The sequence below is a fragment of the Acidimicrobiales bacterium genome (assembly GCA_016794585.1).
In the GTDB taxonomy this organism is placed as follows: domain Bacteria; phylum Actinomycetota; class Acidimicrobiia; order Acidimicrobiales; family DATDAH01; genus JAEUJM01.
Genome location: JAEUJM010000018.1, coordinates 191417 through 214431, shown reverse-complemented (window position 1 = coordinate 214431; position 23015 = coordinate 191417). Strand labels below are relative to the sequence as shown.

Sequence of the window (23015 nt, the reverse complement as noted above, 5' to 3'; positions counted from 1 at the left end):
TCGGCCGCGACGGGGCGCACCACCCCCTCGGCGAAGTCGTGGATCCACTGCTGGATCTGCTGGTGATCCTCGTTCAGCTCCAGCGAGAACTGGGACATGGCGCACACCTCTGCGGGTCGGTGAGAGAACGGAAACGCAAGTTACCCGTCGGTAACAAGACCACGGTAAACGCGCCGGCGGGGTCGCGCCAACCCCGGCGCCACGAGGGGCCGACGCCCTCGGGGCGCACCCGCCGCCGTCACCGGTCGGTTCACGGTCCGTGTTGCGGGATCTCACTGCGAGTGGTCAAGTCCCTGCCCTATCCTCCGATCATGACTGCACGGGCATCCGACCTTCATCGAACTGACGGGGTACCGAAACGTGCAGCACATGTCTCGCAGGATGGTTGCCATCCTGCTCTCGGGAGTGGTGGGGGCAGCCGCTCTCGTCGTTCCCAGCCTGGGCTCCATCGCTTCTGGCACTGAGTCCGGACCCACCTTCGCCAGTTCGCCCGATGCCGGGCTGACCGGCACCCCCATCGAGGCGTCCGGCACGGGCTGCTTCCTGCCCGCCACGACGACGGCGGGTGACGGGGTCATCGTCGACCTCCACACCACCGACGGCCCGGTGGTGGCCAGCGCCACCATCCCGGTGCGCTCGGACGGCCAGTGGAGCGGGGCCCTGGTCGTCCCCGCCGCCACGCCGGCGGCCGAGTACGTGCTCGCCGCCCGGTGCGTGTACCCCGGCTTCGACGAGTTCGACCCGGTGGTCTACGCCCCCCGCGCCTTCACGGTCACGGGCGAGGACGAGAACGCCCCCGCGGCCACGGGCTCGGCGCTCACCGCCGAGGCGGGAAGCATCGAGCCCCTGCCCCGCTACGACGGGCAGTCGACCTGCAGCCCCACCGAGAAGACCGGCACCAAGAAGCTCCGCACGATGGTCATGAACGCCTTCGGCGGCAGCAACATGGGCAGCGCCCGCGCCTGCAACATCGGCGGCACGTCCGAGCACAAGGAGGGCCGCGCCTGGGACTGGGGCATGAACGCGAACAGCAGTGCCGACCGGGCCAAGGTCCAGCGCCTGATGACCTGGCTGCTCGCCACCGACGCCTCCGGCAACCGCTACGCCATGGCCCGCCGCCTCGGGATCATGTACATCATCTGGAACCGCCAGATGTTCCGCCTCTACGACCCGGGCCGCGGCTGGACGTCGTACTCGGGCCCCAGCCCGCACACGGACCACGTGCACTTCAGCCTGACCCGGGCTGGCGGCGCCGGCACCACCAGCTTCTGGTCGGGCAGCTACCCCCGGCCGGGCGGCGGCGGCACCACCCCGACCACGACGCCGCCCCCGACGACCACGCCGCCGCCGACCACGCCGCCGAACCCCACGGTCCGCTCCGAGAAGGTGAACGTGGGCGGCACCTACGACGCACCGGTGAGCGGGGACTTCAACGGTGACGGCAACGCCGACGTGCTCTGGTACGGCGCCGGCAATCGGCCGGACTACCTCTGGTCGGGCAACGGCCGGGGCTTCACGGCCCGGGCCATCACGGTCCGAGGGACCTACCAGCCGCTCGTCGGCGACTTCAACGGCGACCGCCGCGACGACGTCCTGTGGTTCGGGCCCGGCGCCGCATCCGATTACCTCTGGCTCGGCAAGCCCGACGGCTCCTTCGCCGGCCGCGACATCAACGTCGGCCGCTCGTACGACCGCCCGATGGTCGGCAACTTCAACGGCGACCGCTACGACGACGTGTTCTGGTACCAGCCCGGGACCGGGTTCGACTACCTCTGGCACGGCACCGCCTACGGGTTCGCCGGCTCGAACATCAAGGCCAGCGGGGAGTACCGGGCCTTCACCGGCGACTTCGACGGTGACCGACGCGACGACATCTTCTGGTACGGCCCGGGCGAGGCTCTCGACTACCTCTGGTACGGCGACGCCGACGGCGGCTTCACCGGCCAGGGCATCAACGAGACCGGCGACACCACCCCGGTGGTCGGCGACTTCAACGACGACGGCGAGGACGACATCATCTGGTACGGCGTCGGGTCCCGCCCCGACGGCGCCTGGTACGGCCGTCCCGGTCGCACCTTCCACGCCGCCAACCTCACGGTCACCGGCAACTACGACGCCCCCTTGGCCGGCGACTACGACGGCAACGGCCACGACGACGTCATCTGGTACGGCCGCGGCGCCAAGCCCGACTACCTCTGGCGCTACTAGGCCGGCGCCTCAGCGGCGGAAACCATCGGTCGGCGGCGCCGGTCTGCGGCGTAAGGGCGGCGGCGTGCGGGCGGGGCGGCCGGCGCGACCCTCTCCTGTCCGGGAAAGTCGAAGGCGGCACCGGTCGGCGGTGAGCTGGGCTCCTCCGGCTGGGCGAAGGCACAGGCGGCTTCTCAAGGCGGCGCCGGCAGGGGGTCGACGGCGAGACGGCCCTCTCTGGTACAGCGGAAGTCGAAGGTGACACCGGTCGGCGGCGACTGGAGATCCTCCGGCTGGGCGAAAGGCCAAGGCGGCTTCTCAAGGCGGCGCCGACAGGGGGGTCGACGGCGAGACGGCCCACTCCAGCCCAGCAGAAGGTCGAAGGCGGCACCGGTCGACGGTGAGCTGGGCTCCTCCCGCTGAGCGAAAGGCAAAGGCGGCTTTTCAAGGCGGCGCCGGTCTCCTCGTCGCTCATCGGCGGGAGCGCGCCACGGGGTCTGCGAATTGCCGACCAGCGAGATCTCGGGTTCGACCGAGCAAGCCTGCGTCGGCCAGGCCTCCACGGCGGGCGCCACGCTGAGTGGCCGAACCTCGCCCGTTCGGCCCGGAATGGTCTTCTTTGGAGGAAATAGCTGTCGGATTCCGGGGGCTATTTCCTCCAATAGCCCTGCCGGTTCCTCCAATAGCCCTGCCGGCGGGGCGATCGGCCACGCCGAGTGAGATCGGGGCCAGCGCGAGCCTGCAACTGCGCCACCCACCGACCTGAGCGGACCCGAGACGGGCACCACGAACCGGCCCCGCCCCGCTCTTCGCGCCGGTGCCGTTCCATGGAGCGAGTGGCCCGCACCTTCGCCGCCTCGCCCGCACCTCGAGCACCGCCGACGTGAACGGACCCGAGACGGGCATCACGAACCGGCGCCGCCCCGTTCTTCGCGCCGTTGCCGTTCGCTGGGTCGAGTGGCCCGACCCTCCGGCGCCCCGCCCGCGTGTACGGCCCCCGAGATGTCCACCACGAACGGCACCGCCCCGCTGTTCACGCCGTTGCCCTTCAGTAGTGGATGTCGAAGGAGATCGGGAGGCGGCGCTCGGCCAGAAAGGTCGAGGCCTCAGGCGTGAGGTCTGGGCCACCCTGACCGTTGTCCGTCATCCAAAACACGAACACGTCCCAGGTGACGTCCTCCGTCGGCAGGGTGCGCCCTTCGAGCAGTTCCTCCAGCCACTGCAGGTGATCGGAGACTCGCAGCGACGTGACGTGGTCCATCGTCGAGAGCGACCAGAGGTGCTTGGTCGCCGCTGGCGCGTTTCCGCGGCCTCGCTCGCCCTTGACCCGCACCATCGTCGGCGGCACGCCGACCACCGCCGTGATCTCGTCGGCACTCATCGATGCGGAGAAACCTCGGAGCGAGAGGTAGGTCCGGGAACAACTCACGCCGCCGGCCGCCGACTGCCCGTCAGCGCCGCCTCAGCGGCGGACGACGGTGCCGTCGGGGGTGTCCTCGACGGTGAAGCCCGCCGCCTCGATCTCGCCTCGCAACCGGTCGGCCTCGGGCCAGTCCTTGGCCGCTCTCGCGGCATCGCGGGCCGTCGCCATCGCGGTGATCTCCTCGGGGAGACCGTCGTCCTGGGTGACGGGCTCCAGGCCCACGGCGGTGCAGATCTCGGCGATGTTGGCCCACGCCACCGCGGCGTCGTAGTCCCGGCCCTCGTCGAGGGCGGTGTTGGCGGCGCGTATCTGGTCGAAGAGCAGGCGGAACGCGCCGGGGGTGTTGAGGTCGTCGTCCATGAGATCCCGGAACTCGTCGAGCACCTCCTCGTCGGCGGGCCGGGGGGTGAGCTCGGCGGTCCGTCGGGCCACGTTGTCGAGGCGCTTGAGGGACGCGGCGGCGTCGGCGGCCGCCTCTCGGGTGACCTCGACCGGTGAGCGGTAGTGGGCGCGGAGGACGAGCAGGCGGTAGGCCCGCGGGTCCTCGGACTCGACCATGTCCAGCAGCGTCGTGAAGTTGCCGAGGGACTTCGACATCTTCTCCCCGCCCACCTCGACGAAGCCGTTGTGCACCCACAAGGAGGCGGACGTGCGACCGGCGGCGACCGCCTGGGCGCGCTCGTTCTCGTGGTGGGGGAAGGCGAGGTCCTGGCCACCACCGTGGAGGTCGAAGCCGTCGCCGAGCAGGTCGAGCGACATCACCACGCACTCGGTGTGCCACCCGGGACGGCCCGGGCCCCACGGGGAGGGCCAGGTGGGCTCGCCCGGCTTGGCCTTCTTCCAGAGCACGAAGTCGAGGGGCGTGCGCTTCTCCTCCCCCACCTCCACGCGGGCGCCCGAGCGCAGCGAATCGAGGGTCTGGCGGGCGAGCAGGCCGTAGTCGTCGACGTCCTCCACCGAGAAGTACACGCCGTCGCTCGTCTCGTAGGCGCTGCCGCGCTCGATCAGGCGCTCGATGAACTCGACCATGCGCTCGACGTAGGCGGTGGCGTGGGGGTCCTCGGTGGGGCGCTTGACGCCGATGGCGTCCATGGCCTCGTACCAGGTCTTCTCGCAGTCGATGGCGAGCTGCGCGGGGTCGACCCCGAGCTCGGCGGCCCGGTTGATGATGTTGTCGTCGATGTCGGTGATGTTCGAGACGTAGGTGACCTCGGAACCCGACCACTCGAGGTAGCGGCGCAGCACGTCGAACACCAGCGAGAAGCGCCCGTGGCCCAGATGCGGCGGGCCGTACACCGTCGGACCGCACACGTACATCGACACCTTGCCCTCCTCCTTCGGCTCGAAGGGGACGACTGCGCCGGAACCGGTGTCGAAGAGATGGAGCACGACCACTACCGTACGCTCCACCATGCCTGCGGAAGCACCGAGAAAACCGACGCTCGAAGGCCTCGAGGAGAAGTGGGCCGCCCGCTGGCGCGCCGACGGCACCTACGGCTTCGACCGCACGAAGACCCGCGACGAGATCTATTCGATCGACACCCCGCCCCCGACCGTGAGCGGGTCGCTGCACGTCGGGCACGTGTTCTCGTACACCCACACCGACCTCATCGCCCGCTACCAGCGCATGAAGGGCATGGAGGTCTTCTACCCCATGGGCTGGGACGACAACGGCCTGCCCACCGAGCGCCGCGTCCAGAACTACTACGGGGTCCGCGGCGACGCCCACCTCCCCTACGACCCCGACTTCACCCCGCCGGCCGAGCCGTCGAAGCAGCAGGTCGTCATCTCCCGCCAGAACTTCCTCGAGCTGTGCGACCAGCTCGTCCTCGAGGACGAGAAGGCCTTCGAGCACCTGTGGACCCACCTCGGGCTGTCGGTCGACTGGACCAACACCTACGCCACCATCGACGAGCAGTGCCGGCGGGTCAGCCAGCGGGCCTTCCTCCGCAACCTCGAACGCGGCGAGGCCTACACGGCCGAGGCGCCCTGCCTGTGGGACGTCAGCTTCCACACCGCCGTCGCCCAGGCCGAGCTCGAGGACCGCGAGCGGGCCGGCGCCTACCACCGCATCGCCTTCCACCGGCCCGACGGCCAGCCCGTCCACATCGAGACCACCCGCCCCGAGCTCCTGCCGGCGTGCGTCGCCCTCGTCGCCCACCCCGACGACGAGCGCTACCAGCCGCTGTTCGGCACCACCGTCACCACGCCACTGTTCGGCGTGGAGGTGCCCGTCCACCCCCACGAGCTGGCCGAGCCCGACAAGGGCTCCGGCATCGCCATGATCTGCACCTTCGGCGACCTCACCGACGTCATCTGGTGGCGCGAGCTCGACCTGCCCGTCCGGGCCGTGGTCGACCGCAACGGCCGCCTCTACGCCGACCCGCCCCCCGGGCTCGACGCCGACGAGGGCCGCGCCGCCTACGCCGAGCTGGCGGGCAAGACCATCAATCAGGCCCAGGCCCGCGTGGTCGAGCTGCTGGCCGAGTCGGGTGAGCTCGAGGGCGAGCCCCGGCCCATCACCCACGCGGTCAAGTTCTTCGAGAAGGGCGACCGCCCCCTCGAGATCGTCACCACCCGCCAGTGGTACATCCGCAACGGCGGCCGCGAGCCCGAGCTGCGCGACGCCCTCATCGCCCGCGGCGGCGAGCTGGCCTGGCACCCCGGGTACATGCAGGCCCGCTACGACAGCTGGGTCGAGGGCCTCAACGGCGACTGGCTCATCAGCCGCCAGCGCTTCCTCGGCCCGCCTATCCCGGTCTGGTACGAGATCGACGACGCCGGCGAGGTGCGCTACGACCGCATCATCACCCCGGACGAGGCCGCCCTCCCGGTCGACCCGCAGGCGCAGGCCGCGCCCGGCTACGACGAGTCCCAGCGTGACCAGCCCGGCGGCTTCGCCGCCGATCCCGACGTCATGGACACCTGGGCCACGTCGTCGTTGACGCCCCAGATCGTGTGCGGGTGGGGGGAGGACGACGACCTCTTTTCGCGCACGTTCCCCATGGACCTGCGCCCCCAGGGCCACGACATCATCCGCACCTGGCTGTTCTCGACGATGGTGCGCTCGCACTTCGAGTTCGGCACCGCGCCGTGGCGCCACGCCGCGCTGTCGGGGTGGATCCTCGACCCCGACCGCAAGAAGATGTCGAAGTCGAAGGGCAACGTCGTCACGCCCATGGCCAACCTCGAGCGCTTCGGCAGCGACGCCGTCCGCTACTGGGCCGCCAACGGCCGCCCCGGCACCGACACGGCCTTCGACGAGGGCCAGATGAAGGTCGGCCGGCGCCTCGCCATCAAGATCCTCAACGCCTCGAAGTTCGCCCTCGGCCTGGGCACGCCGCGCGAGGGAGAGCCGCCCGACCCGGTCCCGGCCGTCCCCGACGCCGACCCGGCCGCGGTCACCCAGGCCCTCGACCTCGCCATGCTCGCCCGACTGGGCGTCCTCGTCGACGAGGCCACCGCCGCGTTCGAGGGCTACGACTACGCCCGCGCCCTCGAGCGCACCGAGGCGTTCTTCTGGGCCTTCTGCGACGACTACCTCGAGCTGGTCAAGGGTCGGGCCTACGGCGCCCAGGGCCCCGAGGCCGCCGCCTCCGCCCGCGGTGCGCTCAACGTGGCGCTCTCCACCCTCTTGCGCCTGTTCGCCCCCTTCCTGCCCTTCGCCACCGAGGAGGTCTGGTCCTGGTGGCAGGACGGTGGATCCGTCCACCGGGCGCAGTGGCCGACCACCGACGACTTCCCGCCGGCGGCGTCCTCGGTCGACGCCGCCGTCTACGACGTGGCCGCGTCGGTCCTCGGCGAGATCCGCAAGGCCAAGACCGAGGCCGGCGTCAGCCTGCGGGCCGACGTCGAGTCCGCCGTCGTGCGCGACACGGCCGAGCGCCTCGCGCTGCTCGAGCCCGCCCTCGGCGACGTCCAGGAATCCGGCAACGTCGCCGCCCTCACCACCGAGGTCGCCGACGAGCCCTCGGTCGACGTCGTCCTCGCCCCCACCGGCGACAGCGACTGACGGGGTGGCCGTCCCGCACGCGGGCCGGCCACCTGGACAGCGGTCGCTCAGTCGGGTCGCCCGACGACGGCCGTCCAACCAAACGGTGACGTGACGGGCGGCGCGTCACCCCCGGTCGCGGGCGGCGTCCCGCACCCCGTTCGGAGCGCAGGACGCCGCCTCGACGGGCCTGAAGGTCAGCCGTCGCTGCGACCGCCGGACTGGTCCGAGCCGTCCACGCCGCCGGCGTCCACCCGGCCGCTCTCCGCTCCCCCGGTGGGGGTGCCACCCGGCTCATCCGGGCCGTCGACCTGGGTCGGTGCGCCGTTCGGGTCCGGGTTCGGGTTGGGCGGTTGGGTGACGTCGGGCGCCGGCGACAGCGGTGCGTCACTGGACGTGCCCGGTGGCGGCTGGGTCACGTCCGGTTGCGGGGACAGCGGTGCATCCGAGACGGTGCCGGGCGGCGGCTGCTCACCGTTGGCGCCGGCAACCGCGACCGTGAGGCCCACGGCCACTGCGGCGGCGGCGAGCGACGCCGCGAGCCACTTGGGGAAGCGCTTCAGCGCGCGGGGCGCCACGTCAGCAGACCACCACGAGCTGGAAGGCCCGGTCGACCAGCGCACCGGCGTCGGTCCGCACGGTGACGAAGACGGCTTCGACGTTCGCCGACCGGTCGGTCGCGCCGAGCACACCACCGGACGCGCCCCCGACACCGGCCTCACCCTGCGAGCCCACGAAGGCGCAACCCGAGATGTCGCGGCCGAAGTCGACCTCGTAGGTGCCGACGGCGCTGCGCGACGACGTGGCGGCGGCGCTGCTGCTGTTGGCCAGGGTGCCGTCGGCGTTCACCTGGGCGAAGAGCACACCGACGTCCTCGTTGGTCAGGCCGAAGTCGAGGACCTCGTCGGAGTCCACCGCGTTGGTGGCGATGTCGAACGTGGTGATCGAGTTGTCGATGATGTCCGCGTCGCCGTCGAGCTGGCCGACCTGGTTCGACTGGATGCTGTCCGTGGCGGCGATGTCGGTTCCGGTGATCTCCCCGTCGCGGATGTCGACGCTCTTGACCCCGTTGTCCTTGATGACGTTGGTCCCCAGGCTGTTCGGCTTGATGTCGACCTGTTGGATCGTCCCGTTCACGATGTCGGCGCTGGTGATGGTGGCGGCGGCGTAGGCCGTGCCCGTCGTCAACACCAGGAACACCGCCAGGCTCGACATGACGTTGGCGAAGGTGAGCTTCGCCTTGACTGCTCGTGCTGCCCGCATGCGCTTGGTCCTCTCTGTTCGTGAGTCGCCCCGCGCGCACCGTACTGCACGGTTACAGCCGACGCCTGTCTGTCACAATGCGGGCGTGCAGCGACTCTTCGCCGTCCTCCTCATGACCATCCTGGTCGCGGTCCTGGGCGTCGGTCTCGTCACCTGGCGCGCCGACGAGGCCGCCCGCGCGGACCGTCGGGAGCTCCTGTGCCTCGAGCGGGTGCAGGCCACCGCGGCCGCGGCGGCGCTGGTCCCGAACGTCGCCGTCGACGAGCAGGGCCGCCTCGACGCTGCCCGCACCCTGGGCGACCGGGTCGAGGCCTGCTGATCAGCGACCGCGGGGTCGCACCGTCACGCCGAGGACCCGGCGACGCCAGGTGTGCGAGCCCGCCGTCACGTCAGCAGACCACCACGAGCTGGAACGGCCGGTCCGCAAACGCGCCTGCTGAGTCCCCGGTGCCGACGAACACGGCCTGGACGCTCACGGCCCGGTCGGCCACGTTGATCGACCCCGTCGCCGACCCGGTGCCCGACGGACCGATGGTTGCCGTGAAGGCGCACGCTGAGACATCGCGGCCGAAGTCGACCGAGTACTGCCCGGCTCCCAGCCTGACCGCGGAGACCCCTCCACCACTGCTGTTGTCCAGGGTCCCGTTGGCCGCGACCTGGGCGAAGAGCACGCCGACGTCCTGGTTGCTCAGGCCGAAGTCGAGGACCTCGGCGGAGCCGACGCCGCCGGTGGCGATCTCCTCGGTGCCGACCGAGTTGGGCGCGGTCTCGTCGCCCGTGACCGAGTCGGTGGCGAGGTCGACGTCGTCGATCGACTGATCGAGCACGTCGGCACTGGTCACGTTCCCGTCGCGGATGTCCTGGGTCTTGACCCCGCCGTCCTTGATCGCCCTGGTACCCAGGCTGTTCGCGGCCACGTCCGCCTGCACGATCGTGCCGTTGACGATGTCGGCGCTCGTGATGGTCGCCGCGGCGTACGCGGTCCCCGTGGTGAGCGCCACTGCCAGCGCCAGCGTCGCGGTGACGTTGGCGTACGTGATCCGCGAGCGCGCGGCCTTGAAGAACGACATGTCCACCCTCCTGTGTCGGTGCCCATCCCGTCGGCGGCCGGACGCCGACTCTGAGCGATGGACCGCTACAGCCGCCGACGGCCCAAGCGCCGACGGGACTCGAGGCTCACCCGTCCAGAGCGACCAGGTGGGCAGGCTCGGCGCTGGGGCCGAGCCAGAGGACACCGGCCGCGCCGTCGTCCGGGAGGGGGACGGTGGCGGTGAGGGTCTCGCCGGGGGCCAGGCGGACCTTGGTGAAGCCCCGCAGGGTGCGCAGGGCCCGGGGCTCGGTGCCGAGCGCCTCCGATCGGTAGAGCTGCACGACCTCGACGCCGGGGCGGTCGCCGGTGTTGGTGAGGGCGACCCGCACCTCGCCGCCCGCCACCTCGGGCTCGCCCCACTCGATGGTCGTGTAGCCGAGGCCGTGGCCGAAGGCGAAGGCCGGGTGGGTGCCGTCGGCCTCGAACTTCCGGTACCCGTGGAGGGGTCCGTAGACGATCTTGCGGGTGAAGCGCTTGAACGGCGGGAGGTCGGCCGCCGACACGGGCCAGGAGCAGGGCAGGCGGCCACCGGGCACCTCGTCGCCGAAGAGGACGTCCGCGACCGCGGCACCGCCCTCCATGCCGGCGTACCAGGCCATCACCATGGCGCCGACCTGCGTGCGCCAGGCCTCGGTGACGAAGACCGAGCCGCCGTAGAGCACCACCGCGGTGCGGGCATTGGCCCGGGCGACCCGCTGGACGAGGGCCTCGTCGGCGGGGCGGAGGGTGAGGCGCTTGCGGTCGCCGCCGTCCTTGCCGATCCACTCGCCCTCGTCACGGAAGGTGTTGCCCACTGCCAGCACGACCACGTCGCACCGCTCCGCCAGGGCCGCCGCAGCGTCGAGGTCCGACCCGTCGTCATGCTCGATGGTCACGCCATGGCGCTCGCCGGCGCCGCGCAGGCCGTCGAGCAGGGTGACCACCTCGGGGGCCCGCACCCGGCTGGAGCCGAGGTCGCCGGTGTTGGCGATGGTGGCCAGCTTGCCGATGACCGCGACCGAGGTGATCCGGCTCAGGTCGAGGGGCAGGAGCCCGTCGTTCTGGAGCAGCACGGTGCCGGCGACCGCCGCCTCACGGGCCAGCGCCCGGTGCGCGGGGGAGGCCACCGACTCGGCGACGTACCGCTCGGGCTCTCCCCGTGCGGCCTGCCGGTCCTGCTGGTGGAGCAGGCGGCCGGCGGCGTCGACCAGGCGGGCGCGGTCGAGGCGACCGCCCCGGAGCGCCCGGCCCAGGTTCTTGAAGCGCCACCCGAAGGGCATCTCGACGTCGAGGCCGGCCTCGAAGCAGGCGAGGGCGCTCCCGCGCACGCCGAAGGTGAAGTCCGAGACCACGAAGCCGTCGAAGTCCCAATCGCCCTTCAGCACCTCGGTGAGCAGGTGGTGGTGGCCGCCGCACCACTCGCCGTTCACCTTGTTGTAGGCGGACATGACCGATGCGGCGCCCTCGTCCACGCACTTCTGGAAGTGCGGCAGGTAGAGGTCGCGCAGATCGGCCTCGTCGATCTTCACGTCGACCCAGAACCGCGAGTTCTCCATCGAGTTGCAGGCGTAGTGCTTGATGCACGCCATCACGTGGCGCTGGGTGCCCCGCACCAGCGCCGCTCCCATCTCGCCGAGGAGGTGTGAGTCCTCGCCGTAGGTCTCCTGGGCGCGTCCCCAGGCCGGGTGGCGGAGGAGGTTGATGCACACGCCGCCGAAGAAGTTCGCCCCTTGGACGCGGGCCTCGACGCCGATGGCATCGCCGATGCGCTCTTCGAGATCCGGGTCGAAGGCGGCGCCACGGGCCATGGGCACGGGGAAGGCGGTGGAGCGCCCCATGACCACGCCGCGCGGGCCGTCGGTGAAGCGGATGCCCTCGATCCCGCGGCGGTCGAGGCGGCCGGCCTCGATGGGCTCGGCGTTGTAGCGCTTGGCCATGGCGAGGTTGCCCTGGAGCGCCGGCCCGTCACCCGCCACGAGGTGAAGTAGCTCGAGATCGCTCAGCGCGGCGATGCGTGCCTGGACGTCGGCGTCCGGCTCGAACACGTCAGTTCGTCTCCCAGAGGATGCGGCTCACCTGGTTCTCGAGGCGCTCCTGTCGGCCCGACACCGGCTGTGGGTCCAGCCCGGCGGCCACGGCGCCGTCGGCGAGCGACGCGAGGGTGGTGCCGTCGGCGAACACCTCGCGCCCACGCTCGCCGTCCCATCCGGCGTAGCGCTCCGCGCGGGCTCGGTCCAGGACACCGTCGTCGAGCAGGGCCTGCGCCACCAGCAGCGCCCGGGCCAGGGTGTCGATCCCGCCGACGTGGGCATGGACCAGGTCGTCGCGGTCGAGGCTCTGCCGGCGCAGCTTGGCGTCGAAGTTGAACCCGCCGGTGGTCAGGCCACCCGAGCGGAGGATCTCGTGGAGCACGAGCGCCAGTTCCTCCACCGAGTCGGGGAACTGGTCGGTGTCCCAGCCGTTCTGGGGGTCGCCCCGGTTGGCGTCGATGCTGCCGAGCAGGCCGTGCTCGACCGCGTAGGTGACCTCGTGGTGGAACGAGTGGCCCGCCAGTGTGGCGTGGTTGGCCTCGATGTTGAGCTTGAACTCGTCGACCAGCCCGTAGCGGTCGAGGAAGCCGTGGATGGCGGCGGCGTCGTGGTCGTACTGATGCTTGGTGGGTTCGTGGGGCTTGGGCTCGATGAGCAGCGTGCCGGTGAAGCCGATGGCCGCCTTGTGCTCGGCCACCAGGTGCAGGAACCGCGCCAGCTGGTCGGCCTCGCGCTTCAGGCTGGTGTTGAGCAGGGTGTCGTAGCCCTCGCGGCCACCCCAGAGGACGTAGTTCTCGCCGCCGAGGCGGTGGGTGACCTCGAGGGCGGCCCGCACCTGGGCGGCGGCGTGGACGAACACCTCGGGGTCGGGGTTGGTAGCCGCACCCGCTGCATACCGGGGATGGCCGAAGAGGTTGGCCGTGCCCCAGAGCAGGCGCACGCCGGTGGCATCCATCTTGTCGGCGGCCTTGTCGGCCATGGCGTCGAGGTTGGCGCGGCTCTCCGTCAGCGACGCCCCTTCGGGGGCGAGGTCGAAGTCGTGGAAGCAGAAGAACGGCGTGCCCAGGATCCCGAACAGCTCGAAGGCGGCGTCGAGCTTGGCTTCGGCAGCCCCCATCGGATCGCCGGCGGCGGCCTCGAGCCAGGGGCGGTCCCAGGTGCCCCGGCCGAACACGTCGTCGCCCGGCGAGCAGAAGCTGTGCCAGTAGCAGACGGCGATGCGGAGGTGGTCCTCCATGCGCTTGCCGCCGACGATGAGGTCAGGGTCGTACACCTGGTAGGCGAGGCCCGGCCCGGGCTCGTCGCCCGCGGGCCGCACCGGACCGGTCGAGAAGAACGACTCGTTCATGGGTGGTCTTCCTCCCCGCCCGGGTGCCAGGTGGCGCCGGCGGCGTCGGCCCCTGGGCCTTCGTCCTCGTCCACGTGTCGGTCGGCGCCGGCGTCGGCGCCGTCGTCCTCGTCCTCGTCATCCACCTCGTCGGGGACCTCGTCACCCTCGCCGCCGCCGTCATCGGGGACCAGGCCGGCGTCGGCCTCGCCCTCGTTGCGGATCCAGAGTGTCCGCTGCTGGAAGGGGATCTCGATGCCGGCGGTGTCGAGCGATTCCTTCAGCCGGATGCGCAGCTCGCGCATCACCTTCCACTGCATGCCGGGCTTGGTCTTGAGCACGAGGCGGATGTCGACGCTGTCGGCCGCCAGCATCTCGACGCCCCACAGCTCGGGCTCCTCCAGGAGCAGGTCGGTCCACTCGGGGTCGCGCCAGAGCCCGTCGGCGGTGGCCTTGATGACGTCCTGGGCCTGGCGCAGGTCGGTCCCGTAGGCCACCGACACGTCGAGCAGGGCCCGGGCCCACTGCTGGGACTGGTTGCCGACCCGCTGGATGACGCCGTTCGGGACGTGCCACACGGTGCCGTCGACCGAGCGCAGGCGGGTGGCCCGCAAGGTGACCTTCTCGACCGTGCCCGTGGCCTCGCCCACGTCGATCACGTCGCCCACGCCGAACTGGTCCTCCACCACCATGAAGAAGCCGGCGAGGAAGTCCTTCACCATGCTCTGCGCCCCGAAGCCCAGGGCCACGCCGGCGATGCCCGCGCCGGCGAGCAGCGGGCCGAGGCTGATGTTGAACTCGCCCAGGATGGTGAGGAAGGCGATCGTGTAGATGGTGGCGGTGGCCAGGCCGCCGAGGACGCTCGACATCGTGTGGGCGCGGGCGCTGGCGCGTGCCACCGCCTCGGCGTTGAGGGGGCCGACGCCCAACGGCTGCTTGTCGAGCCCTCGGACCACCCGGGCGATCACCCGCTTGGAGAGGCGCACCCCGATCCACGCCAGCAGGGCGATGAGCAGGATCTTCAGGGGGCGGTGCACCAGCCAGGAGAGCGCCTCGGCCAGCGCCTCGTTCTCGGTCGCCTCGTAGACCCGCTCGCACACCCAGGTCGGCGATTCGCCACACGGCACAGCCACCCTGGCACGTTAGCCATCGCCCCTCGCGACGGCGCCCCGTCGCTCGCCGGCGCTCAGCCCGGACCGCGGTGATCGGACTCGTCGGTCCCGTCACCGTCGTCGTCCTCGTCGTCCTCGCCGCCACGACCGGGGCCCGAGTGGTCCTCGCCGTCGTCCATGGACTCGAAGGCCGCGACGAGGGCGGCCTTCTCCTCATTGCTCAACCGGGCATCGGGGTGCAGGGGCAGGTAGCGCCCCGGGGGCATCGAACCCTCCGTCAGCTCCTCAGCGGCATCACCGGCATCGGAGTCGGACTCGTCCCACGTGGAGAAGTTGAGCGACTCCCGTCCGTCTTCGACGTCGCGGACGATCAGCCACGACATCGGGGCGAGGTTGGCGTAGAAGGGCCACTCGGTCTCGTTGCTGTGGCAGTCGTAGCAGGCGGCGACCGCCAGGTTGCGGGCGTCGTCCGACGGCCACGGCGCCTCGTCGGTCACCGGCGGGTTGGTGTGGGTCCGCCCGTAGGGCACCAGTTGGATGGCGACCAGGAGGGCGACGGCGGCGAGCCCGCCCCGCAGCCCCCAGCGGCGCACCGTGGCGCTCACCGCGTCGGCCGACCCTCGAGCCAGGCCTTGGCGCCCGACGCCACGCCCTTGAACTTCGGATCGTCGGCCAACGGCGCCACCACCAGCGCCGCGCTCTCGGGAATCCGCCGCTTGACGGCGTGGTACACCGCCGAGCGCGACTCGACGCTGTCGATCAGCGTGAGACCGTCGCGCAGGACGAACCAATCCAGCCACGGACCGTCGTCGAGGTCCTCGACGACGTGCCCGTCGGTGGCGGCCAGGTAGAGCATCGTGCCTTCCTACCCGGGCGAGCCGCGCTCGACCGCTCCCCGGCGCGAGCCGCCTCGCGCTCGCTCCCCCGAGGCAACAGCGGCGACTCCGCCCCATCCGCGTCGAGGAACACCGCTCGTACGGGGCCAAGTGACCCTCGGTTCAGCGGTCAGCGCCCCCGACCGCTCACTGCGACGAACCGCCTCGCGCTCGCACCCCCGAGGCAACAGCGGCGCTCCGCCCCATCCGCGTCGAGGAACACCGCTCGTACGGGGCCAAGTGACCCTCGGTTCAGCGGTCAGCGCCCCCGACCGCTCACTGCGACGAACCGCCTCGCGCTCGCACCCCCAGGGCAACAGCGGCGCTCCGCCCCATCCGCGTCGAGGAACACCGCTCGTACGGGGCCAAGTGACGCTCGGTTCAGCGGTCGGCGCCCCCCGACCGCTCGCTGCGACGAACCGCCTCGCGCTCGCTCCCCCGAGGCAACAGCGGCGACTCCGCCCCATCCGCGTCGAGGAACACCGCTCGTACGGGGCCAAGTGACCCTCGGTTCAGCGGTCAGCGCCCCCGACCGCTCGCTGTGACGCCGCCGCCGCGCCGCGCTCCCCAGTCCTGCGGCAGCGCGTCCCGACCCGTGTCGGGACAGACCCCGACGACAGGTGAGTGGGGCCCAGTTCGCCCGCGGTCGGCGCTCGAGCCGATCACCACGATCATCACGTCGCTCGCTCCCCGACCCGTCGTCCCCGGCCGTGCGCCGCCGCCACGGGCGGAGTCGACAGCCGGCGGTTTCCGACCGTGCGCTCGCGGGCGGGTGGCGCCGGGAGGTTCGGCCTCGCCCGCACCAGTGGCCACCAGGGTGGGCCGCCGCTCTTCCCTGCTTCCTTCGGTTCGCTGCTGGTGCCGCCCGCGGCATCGGCGACCACCAGAGCTCCAGTCGCATCGGGGAGCGCGGGGGCGCCGGCGCCTCGGCCTCGTCTCTTCATGCCAGCCTCTCGAAGGCCAGCTGCGGGGGAGCGCCAGGTGGCTCCGCCTCGGGACACCGCCGATGGCCGAGCCAGGCACTCACGGCGTGCTCGACGTCCAGGTCGAGGTTGCTCGGAAGTCTCACCTCGCTCTGACCGGGAGGTTTCTGCATCGGCGCCCTGCGGGCTCGGGACGAGCACCGAAGGGCGCCGGCGAGCACCGCGCCGCAGGGCGGTCAGGCCGCGTGTGGGGGCGTGCCGGTCGCCGGTGTTTCAGCGCCCTCGAGCCAGGGCTGTTGGCCGGGTGGGCACATGGGGCGCTTGCCGGTGCCGGGTTCGAGCTGCCACCCCTCGTGGGTCTTCAGGCGGTGGTCGTGGGGGCAGAGCCAGTCGAGGTTGGCCAGCTCGGTGACCTTGATCTTGTGCCAGTCGATCCGGTGGTCGACCTGGAGGTGCTGGGTGGCGCCGCAGCCTTCCCGCGAGCATCCGATGTTGAGGAGGTCGAGCACGACCTGCTGGCGGGCGGTGGCGTGCCGGCCGAGGTGGGAGACGTTGAAGACGTCCCGGCCGTTGGTGATGACGAAGTCGATGGCGGCGTCGGGTAGCAGGGCCTTGACGTCGGCGACCGACACCGGTCCGAAGCCGTGGAGGTCGCACAGCTCGCCGGGCACGGTGTGGCCCCGTTGCAGGGCGCTGCCGTCGATGCGGACGATCAGCTTCACGTCGGGGCGGATCGGCTCGCGTTTCGGCCGCAGGGGCGGCGGCGCCGAGGTCGACCCTGGAGGTGAAGGTGGCGCCGCCCCCGGCGGCCCGGCGGACCCTGGCCCTGGCCCTCTCGGGGTGCCCGAGCCCGCCGCCAAATCGTCGGCATCGCCGTCGAGCCCATCGCCGTCGAGCCCGTCGCCGTCGAGCCCGTCGAGTCCCTCACCGTCGAGGCCGTCGAGGAGGGTGAGCGGTGCGGACGCGGCGGCAGCTCGCCCGGCCGGCGATTGGGGTGCGGTGGCGTCCTGGCCGTCGGATGCTCCCTCGGCGTGCGGCCGTGTCCCTTGCTGCGCACCCGGAGTACGTGCCCGGCGGGCGCCACTGGTCGCGGCGGTTTCCCGGCCACCAGTCGGCTGCGACCCGGCATCGGGGGCGTCGCCGCCGGCGTTCGAGTGGCCTGCCGGCGCCCCGACCCCGTCGCCCGAAGCGGTCGCGGTCGACCGTGGAGGCGCGTCCTGGGCCCCGTCGCCCGAAGGGGTGTCGGCCGACCGCGGCGGCGAGTCCTGGGTCCCGTCGCCTGAAGCGGCCGAGGACTCGGTTGCGGATCCCGGGCCGTCGAGGTCGAGGTCGACGATGCCGGCGAAGGCCATCAGGGCGTCGTAGGCGAGGGCGTCGGCTCGTTCGCGGCGCCCCTTTCGGCGGGCGCCGGCGAAGGCCCGCTCGAGAAAGGGCTTGAGCTGCGCGTTCAGCAGCGCCACCTGGTGGGCAGGGCCGTTGAAGCGGCCCCACCCCTCGCCCATCGCGTTCGTGCCGCTGGTGAAAGACCGGTTGCGGTGCGCCGCCCGGGCGCGGGCCTCGTCGTCGCCCAGCGCGGCCGCCTTGCGGGACTTGGCTTTGCGGTTGAGCTCGCCCAGAGACCCCCGCCGGGCGGTGTCCAGCAGCTCCTGCTCGGCGGCCGGATCGGCGGCGGCACCGTCGGCCACCGCCTTGGCCTGGTCGGGCGAGAGCTCGCCGTTGCGCACCGCATCCGATGCCTCCGGCAGCGCCTGGAGGCGACGGGAGCACTCGAGGTCCCGGGCGGCGTCGTTGGTGGACTGCCCCGTCTGGCGGGCCAGCCAGTCCGCCGCCGAGCGCTCACCCGACTCACCCCACAACGATTGGTTGTCGACCCGCCGGGCGAGCAGCAGGCGCAGTCCGGCGGCCGCCTTCTCGATGGCGGCCAGCAGCGAGATGGCCTCGGCGGCCTGGGCGACCGTGAGGGTGTCCGGATCGAACGTGCGCGCCAGGGCGGCGAGGTGGCCCTTGACCGATCGCAGGATCCGGAACATGTGTTCGATGGTAGCGGCGCGAGGCGGACCTAGCAAGTATTTTCAATGGATTTTCTATGATCTCAATACAGGTATCGACGACTCGAAGGTTCGACGTGCCTTCAGATCGCCCCATCGCCCGTCTCCTGCGCGAGCCGGCTCGGAACCGGTGCCCCTCGGGCTGGTCGGCCAGGCCCCAGCGGGCCGCTGGCCTTGCGGGGCGAGGAGCAGCGCGCACGGCCCCACCCACCTCGGAAGCGGGATGACGAGCTGGCGACGTGGACCCAGCCGAGGAGCTTCGGGAGGCCATCGAGTGGTACCTCCAGGTCATCCCACCTCGCAGGACGTCGCCGCCGGGCCCGCCCTCGGATCGAGCCCGGGTCGAAGCCGTCATCGAGCAGGTCGACTCGGCCATCGCCCCCTTCCACCTGCCGGCGGAGATCGAGTGGTTCTGCCGCAATTGGCGACCCGAGGCCTTCTCACCCCTGCCGCACCCCCGCCTGGCCGACCCCACCAGTGCGCAGGAACTGTGGGAGGACGTCGCCGGCCCGCACTTCCCGGAGGTGCTGGCCCCCATCGCCTACGAGAGCCACGGCTTCCTCCTCGTCGAGCTCGGCCTCGAGGCAGAGGGCCCTGCGCCCGTGTGGCGCTACGCCTACGGCGACGAGGCGGTGGTGCTCACCTACCCCTCCCTCGCTTCCCTGTTCCGGGTGTGCGCCACCGCCGTGGAGGCTGCCGGCGTGCGGCCCCCGGCACGGGCGGAGAACCGCTGGGCCACCTATGCGGACCTGCTCGGCGGGGCAGACTTCGAGCGGCTTGCGGAACGCCAGCTGGCGGCCTCGGCGCAGGCCGGGCGCGCCCGCCAAGTGCCCGTGCGGGACCTCCGCGCCTGGCCGCCGGCGTGGCGCGTCGCATCGTTCCCCTGCAGTGAGGGGCCCGGTGTCTCGGTCCACGAGACCGACGGACGATGTCGCCGCCCTGACCGCACCTGCGAGGCTACAGGCCGTCTAACCTATGCAGATGCCAAGCTATAAGCCCGGTCAGGTTGCCGATCTGCTGGGAGTGAGCGCCGACACGGTGCGGCGCTGGTGCGACGACGGGCGCCTCGCCACCACCCGCAGCGAGCGGGGCGACCGGGTGATCGACGGGGCCGACCTCGCCGCCTTCCTCGAGTCGTCGGCCGGCGCCGTCGAGATCCCCGCCGTCGGCGCCAGCTCGGCCCGCAACCGCTTCACCGGGATCGTCACCAAGGTGACGAGCAACGACATCGTGGCCAAGGTCGAGCTCGCGGTCGGCCCCCACCGGATCGTCTCGGTCCTCACGTCCGAGGCCGCCGAGGAGCTGAAGCTCGCCCCGGGCGTGCTTGCCGTGGCCTCGGTGAAGTCGACCGACGTCGTCATCTCCCTCCCGGCGGCGCCGTGATGCGGCGGTCCAGCAGCACCGCCGCCACCTCCAACGCGATCCGCCGGCTCGCCGCCATCGGCTTCGCCGCCACTCTGGCCCTCACCGTCGCGGCCTGTGGATCGGACAGGGAAAGCGACGTGGCCGAGTCCGGCGACGCCACCACCACGACGGCGGCGGGGGGTACGACCGACGCCACCCTCGGCGAACAGACCATCACGGTGTTCGCCGCCTCGTCGCTGACCGACGCCTTCACCGAGATCGGCGCCGCCTTCGAGGCGGCCAACCCGGGCACGACGGTCGAGTTCAACTTCGGCGCCTCCTCGGACCTCGTCGAGTCGATCACCGGCGGCGACGCTCTGGGCACCGCCGACGTGTTCGCCTCGGCGGACGAGAACAACATGGACAAGCTGGTCGACGCCGGCGACAACGCCGACGGGCCCGACGTGTTCGCCCGCAACCAGGCGGAGATCGCGGTGCCCGCCGGGAACCCGGGCGACGTCACGGGCCTCGAGGACTTCGAGAACGAGGACCTCTTCCTCGGCGTGTGCGCGCCGGACGTGCCGTGCGGGGCGTACGCCCAGGAGATCTTCGACAACGCCGGCGTGACCCCGTCGATCGACACCGAGGAGGCCAAGGTGACCGACGTGGTGGCCAAGGTGGCGGCCGGAGAGCTCGACGCCGGCATCGTCTACGTCACCGACGTCCTCGCCAACGACGACGAGGTCGAGGGCGTCGCCATCCCTGCGGACGTGAACGTGGACGCGGTCTACCCCCTCGCCACCGTGGCCGAGGGCCCGTCGCCCGACGGCGCCGACGCCTTCGTGGGCTACGTCCTCTCGGACGAGGGCCAGCAGGTGCTCGCCGACTTCGGCTTCCTCCCGCCGACGTGAGCCTGACCGCCCACCAAGAGGAAGCCATGTTCCGGGGGAGGACGGCGAACAGGGTCCCGTCCGCCCGCTGCGAGACGATGCTCGCCCTCGGTTCGGACCGGTGACCCGAAAGGACCAGCACCAGGGCCGGGGCCGGGGTCGCCCCGACGGTCCGACGCCGTGAGCGACGGTCGCCGGCGGCGGGCGCCGACCATCCTCGTCGTCCCGGCCGTGCTCGGGGGGCTCCTGGTGGTGCTTCCCCTGGTCGGCTTGCTGCAGCGGGCGCCGTGGGGCGACCTCTGGACGCTGCTCGGCACCTCGACGGTGCGGGAGGCGCTCCGGCTGTCCATGGTCACGTCGCTGGCGGCGACGGCCATCTCCCTCGCGCTCGGGGTGCCGCTCGCGTGGGTGCTCGCCCGCGTCACGTTCCCCGCCAAGCGGGTGGCCCGGGCGCTGGTCACCCTGCCCATGGTCCTGCCCCCCGTGGTCGGCGGCGCCGCCCTGCTCTTGGCGCTCGGCCGCCGCGGCCTCGTGGGTCAGTGGCTCGACCAGTGGTTCGGCATCGTGCTGCCGTTCTCCACGACCGGTGTGGTCATCGCCGAGACCTTCGTGGCCATGCCTTTCCTCGTGGTCACGGTCGAGGCGGCGTTCCGCTCGGCCGACCGCCGCTACGAGGACGCTGCCGCCACCCTGGGCGCCCGCCCGTGGACGGTGTTCCGCCGGGTCACGCTCCCCCAGGCCCGCTCGGCCCTCATCGCCGGCGCCGTCCTCTGCTGGGCAAGGGCGCTCGGCGAGTTCGGCGCCACCATCACCTTCGCCGGCAACCTCGAGGGCCGCACCCAGACCATGCCCCTCGCCGTGTTCGTGGCCCGCGAGAGCGACCGCGGCGCCGCCATCGCCATGAGCCTCGTCATGGTCGCCATCTCCCTGGCCGTGCTCATCGGCCTGCGCGACCGCTGGCTGGCCACCGGCGACACCCACGACGAGGACCGATGACGGGCGCCGCCGCGACTCGCGGCGCCGCCAGCCGACGGACCGCACCGACCACCCGCCGTCGCCGGCCGGCCGACCGCACCGGTGCCAGCGACCGGGCGAAGCAGCAGGGGGCGCGGCCGACCGGGCTCGCCGCCGCCGCTCGACCTCCGACCAGTCGCACCGACGGCCGCCGGGCCCCACGCCCGCGGGCGGCGGTCCCGAACGCCGCTATCCACGAGACCGGGATCACCCGCTGTTCCGGGCCGCCGACGTCGGGTCCCTCGAACCCCCACCGAGGCGGGAGGGCAGCCCGGTGAGCCTCGACGCCGCCGTGCGGGTGGAACGCGGCGCCTTCGCGCTCCACGTCGAGGTGACCGCCGCCGACGGCGAGCTGGTCGTCGTGCTCGGTCCCAACGGCGCCGGCAAGAGCACGCTGCTGAGCGCCCTCGCCGGCCTGTTGCCCGCGTCCGGGCGCATCGCCATCGGCGACCAGGTGGTGCTCGACGACGCCACCGGCGTCGACCTGCCCCCTGAGGAGCGCCCCGTCGGTGTGGTCTTCCAGGACGGGCGCCTCTTCCCCCACCTGTCGCTCGTCGACAACGTGGCCTTCGGGCTGCGCAGCCGGGGCGCCCGCAGGGCCGCGGCCCGCACCGAGGCGACGGCATGGCTCGAACGCATCGGTCTCGCCGACCGCGCCGGCGACCGGCCGTCGGCACTGTCCGGCGGCCAGGCCCAGCTGGTGGCGCTCGCCCGTGCCCTCGCCCCCGAGCCCCGGCTCTTGCTCCTCGACGAGCCTCTGTCCGCGCTCGACGCACAGGTGCGCCCCACGGTCCGCGCCGATCTACGCCGCCACCTCGCCGCCTTCCCGGGCAGCCGCCTCCTGGTGACCCACGACCCGGTCGAGGCGCTCGTGCTCGCCGACCGGCTCGTCGTGGTGGAGGACGGCCGGGTGGTCCAGGAGGGCACACCCGACGACATCCGCCGCCGGCCGCGGTCCGCCTACGCCGCCAGCGTCGTGGGCCTGAACCTCTGGCGGGGCACCGGAACGGGCGGCCGCTTCGTGCTCGACTCGGGAGGCGAGCTCGTCACCGCCGGCTTGGTGCCCGACGGACCCGCCCTGGCGGTCGTCGCCCCGGCGGCGGTGGCCCTGCACCGCACCCGGCCCGAGGGCTCGCCCCGCAACGTCGTCGAAGGCGGGGTGGTGGGCATCGAGCACCGCGGCGCCGCGGTGCGGATCCAACTCGACGGCCCCCTCCCGCTGCTCGCAGAGGTGACGGCGGCGGCGGTCGCCGATCTCCACCTCGCCGTCGGCGATCGGGCGTGGGCCTCGGTGAAGGCATCGGAGATCACCGTCACACCGGCCTGACACCGGCCTGAGCCCGGTCCGGGTCCCCGCTCGGTCCCGCGGGCGGCGCGGGCCCGCCCGCACGGCGACCGCCCGCACGGTCGCCGCCGGCGCCGCCATCGCCAGCCGGGCCCGACCTGAGCCCGGCACGGGTCCCCGACCACGGGCCGGCGGAGGCCGCCGGCCGGCGGCGATCCGGCGCGGATGCCCTCA

At 72.4% G+C, this 23015-nt stretch carries 19 protein-coding genes; 8 read left to right on the top strand and 11 right to left on the bottom strand.

From position 1 onward, the window contains the following. Positions 1–369 precede the first annotated feature (369 nt). Positions 370–2208, top strand: coding sequence for a VCBS repeat-containing protein (locus JNK12_11035; GenBank protein ID MBL8776462.1), 1839 nt, complete (start codon positions 370–372; stop codon positions 2206–2208). Between the two features lie 1027 nt (positions 2209–3235). On the opposite strand, the gene JNK12_11030 is transcribed toward JNK12_11035, so the two are convergent. Together JNK12_11030 and JNK12_11025 are read right to left on the bottom strand one after the other, a co-directional pair. After that, positions 3236–3568: a DUF4279 domain-containing protein gene (locus tag JNK12_11030; GenBank protein MBL8776461.1), complete on the bottom strand. Its 333-nt coding sequence runs from the start codon at positions 3566–3568 to the stop codon at positions 3236–3238. A gap of 81 nt (positions 3569–3649) precedes the next feature. Continuing rightward, the gene (locus tag JNK12_11025; GenBank protein ID MBL8776460.1) at positions 3650–4999 is read right to left on the bottom strand and encodes a cysteine--tRNA ligase; all 1350 of its coding nucleotides are present in this window, start codon (positions 4997–4999) and stop codon (positions 3650–3652) included. Between the two features lie 22 nt (positions 5000–5021). Here JNK12_11025 and valS point away from each other — a divergent pair, with 22 nt between their 5' ends. Continuing rightward, positions 5022–7622 carry a valine--tRNA ligase gene (gene valS / locus JNK12_11020; GenBank protein ID MBL8776459.1) on the top strand — a complete coding sequence of 867 codons (2601 nt, stop codon included), beginning with the start codon at positions 5022–5024 and terminating at the stop codon, positions 7620–7622. Positions 7623–7798: 176 nt separating this feature from the next. On the opposite strand, the gene JNK12_11015 is transcribed toward valS, so the two are convergent. Next, entirely contained in the window at positions 7799–8179 is a 381-nt protein-coding gene (locus JNK12_11015) for a hypothetical protein (GenBank protein ID MBL8776458.1), read from the bottom strand. A 1-nt stretch (position 8180) separates the two neighbouring features. After that, positions 8181–8864: a hypothetical protein gene (locus JNK12_11010; GenBank protein MBL8776457.1), complete on the bottom strand. Its 684-nt coding sequence runs from the start codon at positions 8862–8864 to the stop codon at positions 8181–8183. An 85-nt stretch (positions 8865–8949) separates the two neighbouring features. Here JNK12_11010 and JNK12_11005 point away from each other — a divergent pair, with 85 nt between their 5' ends. Beyond that, complete coding sequence (locus tag JNK12_11005) at positions 8950–9183, top strand: hypothetical protein (GenBank protein MBL8776456.1); 234 nt, start codon at positions 8950–8952, stop codon at positions 9181–9183. 70 nt (positions 9184–9253) lie between these two features. On the opposite strand, the gene JNK12_11000 is transcribed toward JNK12_11005, so the two are convergent. The 7 genes from JNK12_11000 to JNK12_10970 all read right to left on the bottom strand — a co-directional run bounded on the left by JNK12_11000 (position 9254) and on the right by JNK12_10970 (position 18230). Next, positions 9254–9934: a hypothetical protein gene (locus JNK12_11000; protein MBL8776455.1), complete on the bottom strand. Its 681-nt coding sequence runs from the start codon at positions 9932–9934 to the stop codon at positions 9254–9256. Between the two features lie 106 nt (positions 9935–10040). After that, positions 10041–11978, bottom strand: a complete 1938-nt coding sequence (locus JNK12_10995; GenBank protein MBL8776454.1) for a glycoside hydrolase family 3 C-terminal domain-containing protein — start codon at positions 11976–11978, stop codon at positions 10041–10043. A gap of 1 nt (position 11979) precedes the next feature. Continuing rightward, positions 11980–13311, bottom strand: a complete 1332-nt coding sequence (gene xylA / locus JNK12_10990; GenBank protein ID MBL8776453.1) for a xylose isomerase — start codon at positions 13309–13311, stop codon at positions 11980–11982. Continuing rightward, positions 13308–14423: a mechanosensitive ion channel family protein gene (locus tag JNK12_10985; protein ID MBL8776452.1), complete on the bottom strand. Its 1116-nt coding sequence runs from the start codon at positions 14421–14423 to the stop codon at positions 13308–13310. Before JNK12_10985 ends, xylA begins: the two co-directional genes overlap by 4 nt. Before the next feature lie 53 nt (positions 14424–14476). Continuing rightward, positions 14477–15007: a heme-binding domain-containing protein gene (locus tag JNK12_10980; protein ID MBL8776451.1), complete on the bottom strand. Its 531-nt coding sequence runs from the start codon at positions 15005–15007 to the stop codon at positions 14477–14479. Further along, complete coding sequence (locus JNK12_10975; protein ID MBL8776450.1) at positions 15004–15258, bottom strand: hypothetical protein; 255 nt, start codon at positions 15256–15258, stop codon at positions 15004–15006. The genes JNK12_10980 and JNK12_10975 overlap by 4 nt, the downstream gene beginning before the upstream one ends. Positions 15259–16436: 1178 nt before the next feature. Continuing rightward, positions 16437–18230, bottom strand: coding sequence for a DUF222 domain-containing protein (locus tag JNK12_10970; protein ID MBL8776449.1), 1794 nt, complete (start codon positions 18228–18230; stop codon positions 16437–16439). Between the two features lie 257 nt (positions 18231–18487). On the opposite strand from JNK12_10970, the gene JNK12_10965 reads away from it, so the two are divergent. The 5 genes from JNK12_10965 (at position 18488) to JNK12_10945 (ending at position 22823) form a co-directional block, all read left to right on the top strand. Continuing rightward, positions 18488–19243, top strand: a complete 756-nt coding sequence (locus JNK12_10965; GenBank protein MBL8776448.1) for a hypothetical protein — start codon at positions 18488–18490, stop codon at positions 19241–19243. Then, the gene (locus JNK12_10960) at positions 19230–19631 is read left to right on the top strand and encodes a helix-turn-helix transcriptional regulator (GenBank protein MBL8776447.1); all 402 of its coding nucleotides are present in this window, start codon (positions 19230–19232) and stop codon (positions 19629–19631) included. Before JNK12_10965 ends, JNK12_10960 begins: the two co-directional genes overlap by 14 nt. Next, positions 19631–20503, top strand: coding sequence for a molybdate ABC transporter substrate-binding protein (modA, locus tag JNK12_10955; GenBank protein MBL8776446.1), 873 nt, complete (start codon positions 19631–19633; stop codon positions 20501–20503). Before JNK12_10960 ends, modA begins: the two co-directional genes overlap by 1 nt. Before the next feature lie 159 nt (positions 20504–20662). After that, positions 20663–21478, top strand: coding sequence for a molybdate ABC transporter permease subunit (modB, locus tag JNK12_10950; protein MBL8776445.1), 816 nt, complete (start codon positions 20663–20665; stop codon positions 21476–21478). Between the two features lie 292 nt (positions 21479–21770). Continuing rightward, on the top strand, positions 21771–22823 hold the full coding sequence (locus JNK12_10945) for an ABC transporter ATP-binding protein (GenBank protein MBL8776444.1): 1053 nt from the start codon (positions 21771–21773) through the stop codon (positions 22821–22823). The last annotated feature ends 192 nt before the right edge of the window (positions 22824–23015 follow it).

Excerpts from the sequence above, each read along its gene's own strand:
- JNK12_10960 (MBL8776447.1), top strand. The coding sequence starts at position 19,230 with ATGCCAAGCTATAAGCCCGGTCAGGTTGCCGATCTGCTGGGAGTGAGC.
- JNK12_11010 (MBL8776457.1), bottom strand. The coding sequence starts at position 8,864 with ATGCGGGCAGCACGAGCAGTCAAGGCGAAGCTCACCTTCGCCAACGTC.
- JNK12_10970 (MBL8776449.1), bottom strand. The coding sequence starts at position 18,230 with ATGTTCCGGATCCTGCGATCGGTCAAGGGCCACCTCGCCGCCCTGGCG.
- JNK12_11000 (MBL8776455.1), bottom strand. The coding sequence starts at position 9,934 with ATGTCGTTCTTCAAGGCCGCGCGCTCGCGGATCACGTACGCCAACGTC.
- modA (MBL8776446.1), top strand. The coding sequence starts at position 19,631 with ATGCGGCGGTCCAGCAGCACCGCCGCCACCTCCAACGCGATCCGCCGG.
- JNK12_10975 (MBL8776450.1), bottom strand. The coding sequence starts at position 15,258 with ATGCTCTACCTGGCCGCCACCGACGGGCACGTCGTCGAGGACCTCGAC.
- valS (MBL8776459.1), top strand. The coding sequence starts at position 5,022 with ATGCCTGCGGAAGCACCGAGAAAACCGACGCTCGAAGGCCTCGAGGAG.
- JNK12_11030 (MBL8776461.1), bottom strand. The coding sequence starts at position 3,568 with ATGAGTGCCGACGAGATCACGGCGGTGGTCGGCGTGCCGCCGACGATG.
- JNK12_11035 (MBL8776462.1), top strand. The coding sequence starts at position 370 with ATGTCTCGCAGGATGGTTGCCATCCTGCTCTCGGGAGTGGTGGGGGCA.
- xylA (MBL8776453.1), bottom strand. The coding sequence starts at position 13,311 with ATGAACGAGTCGTTCTTCTCGACCGGTCCGGTGCGGCCCGCGGGCGAC.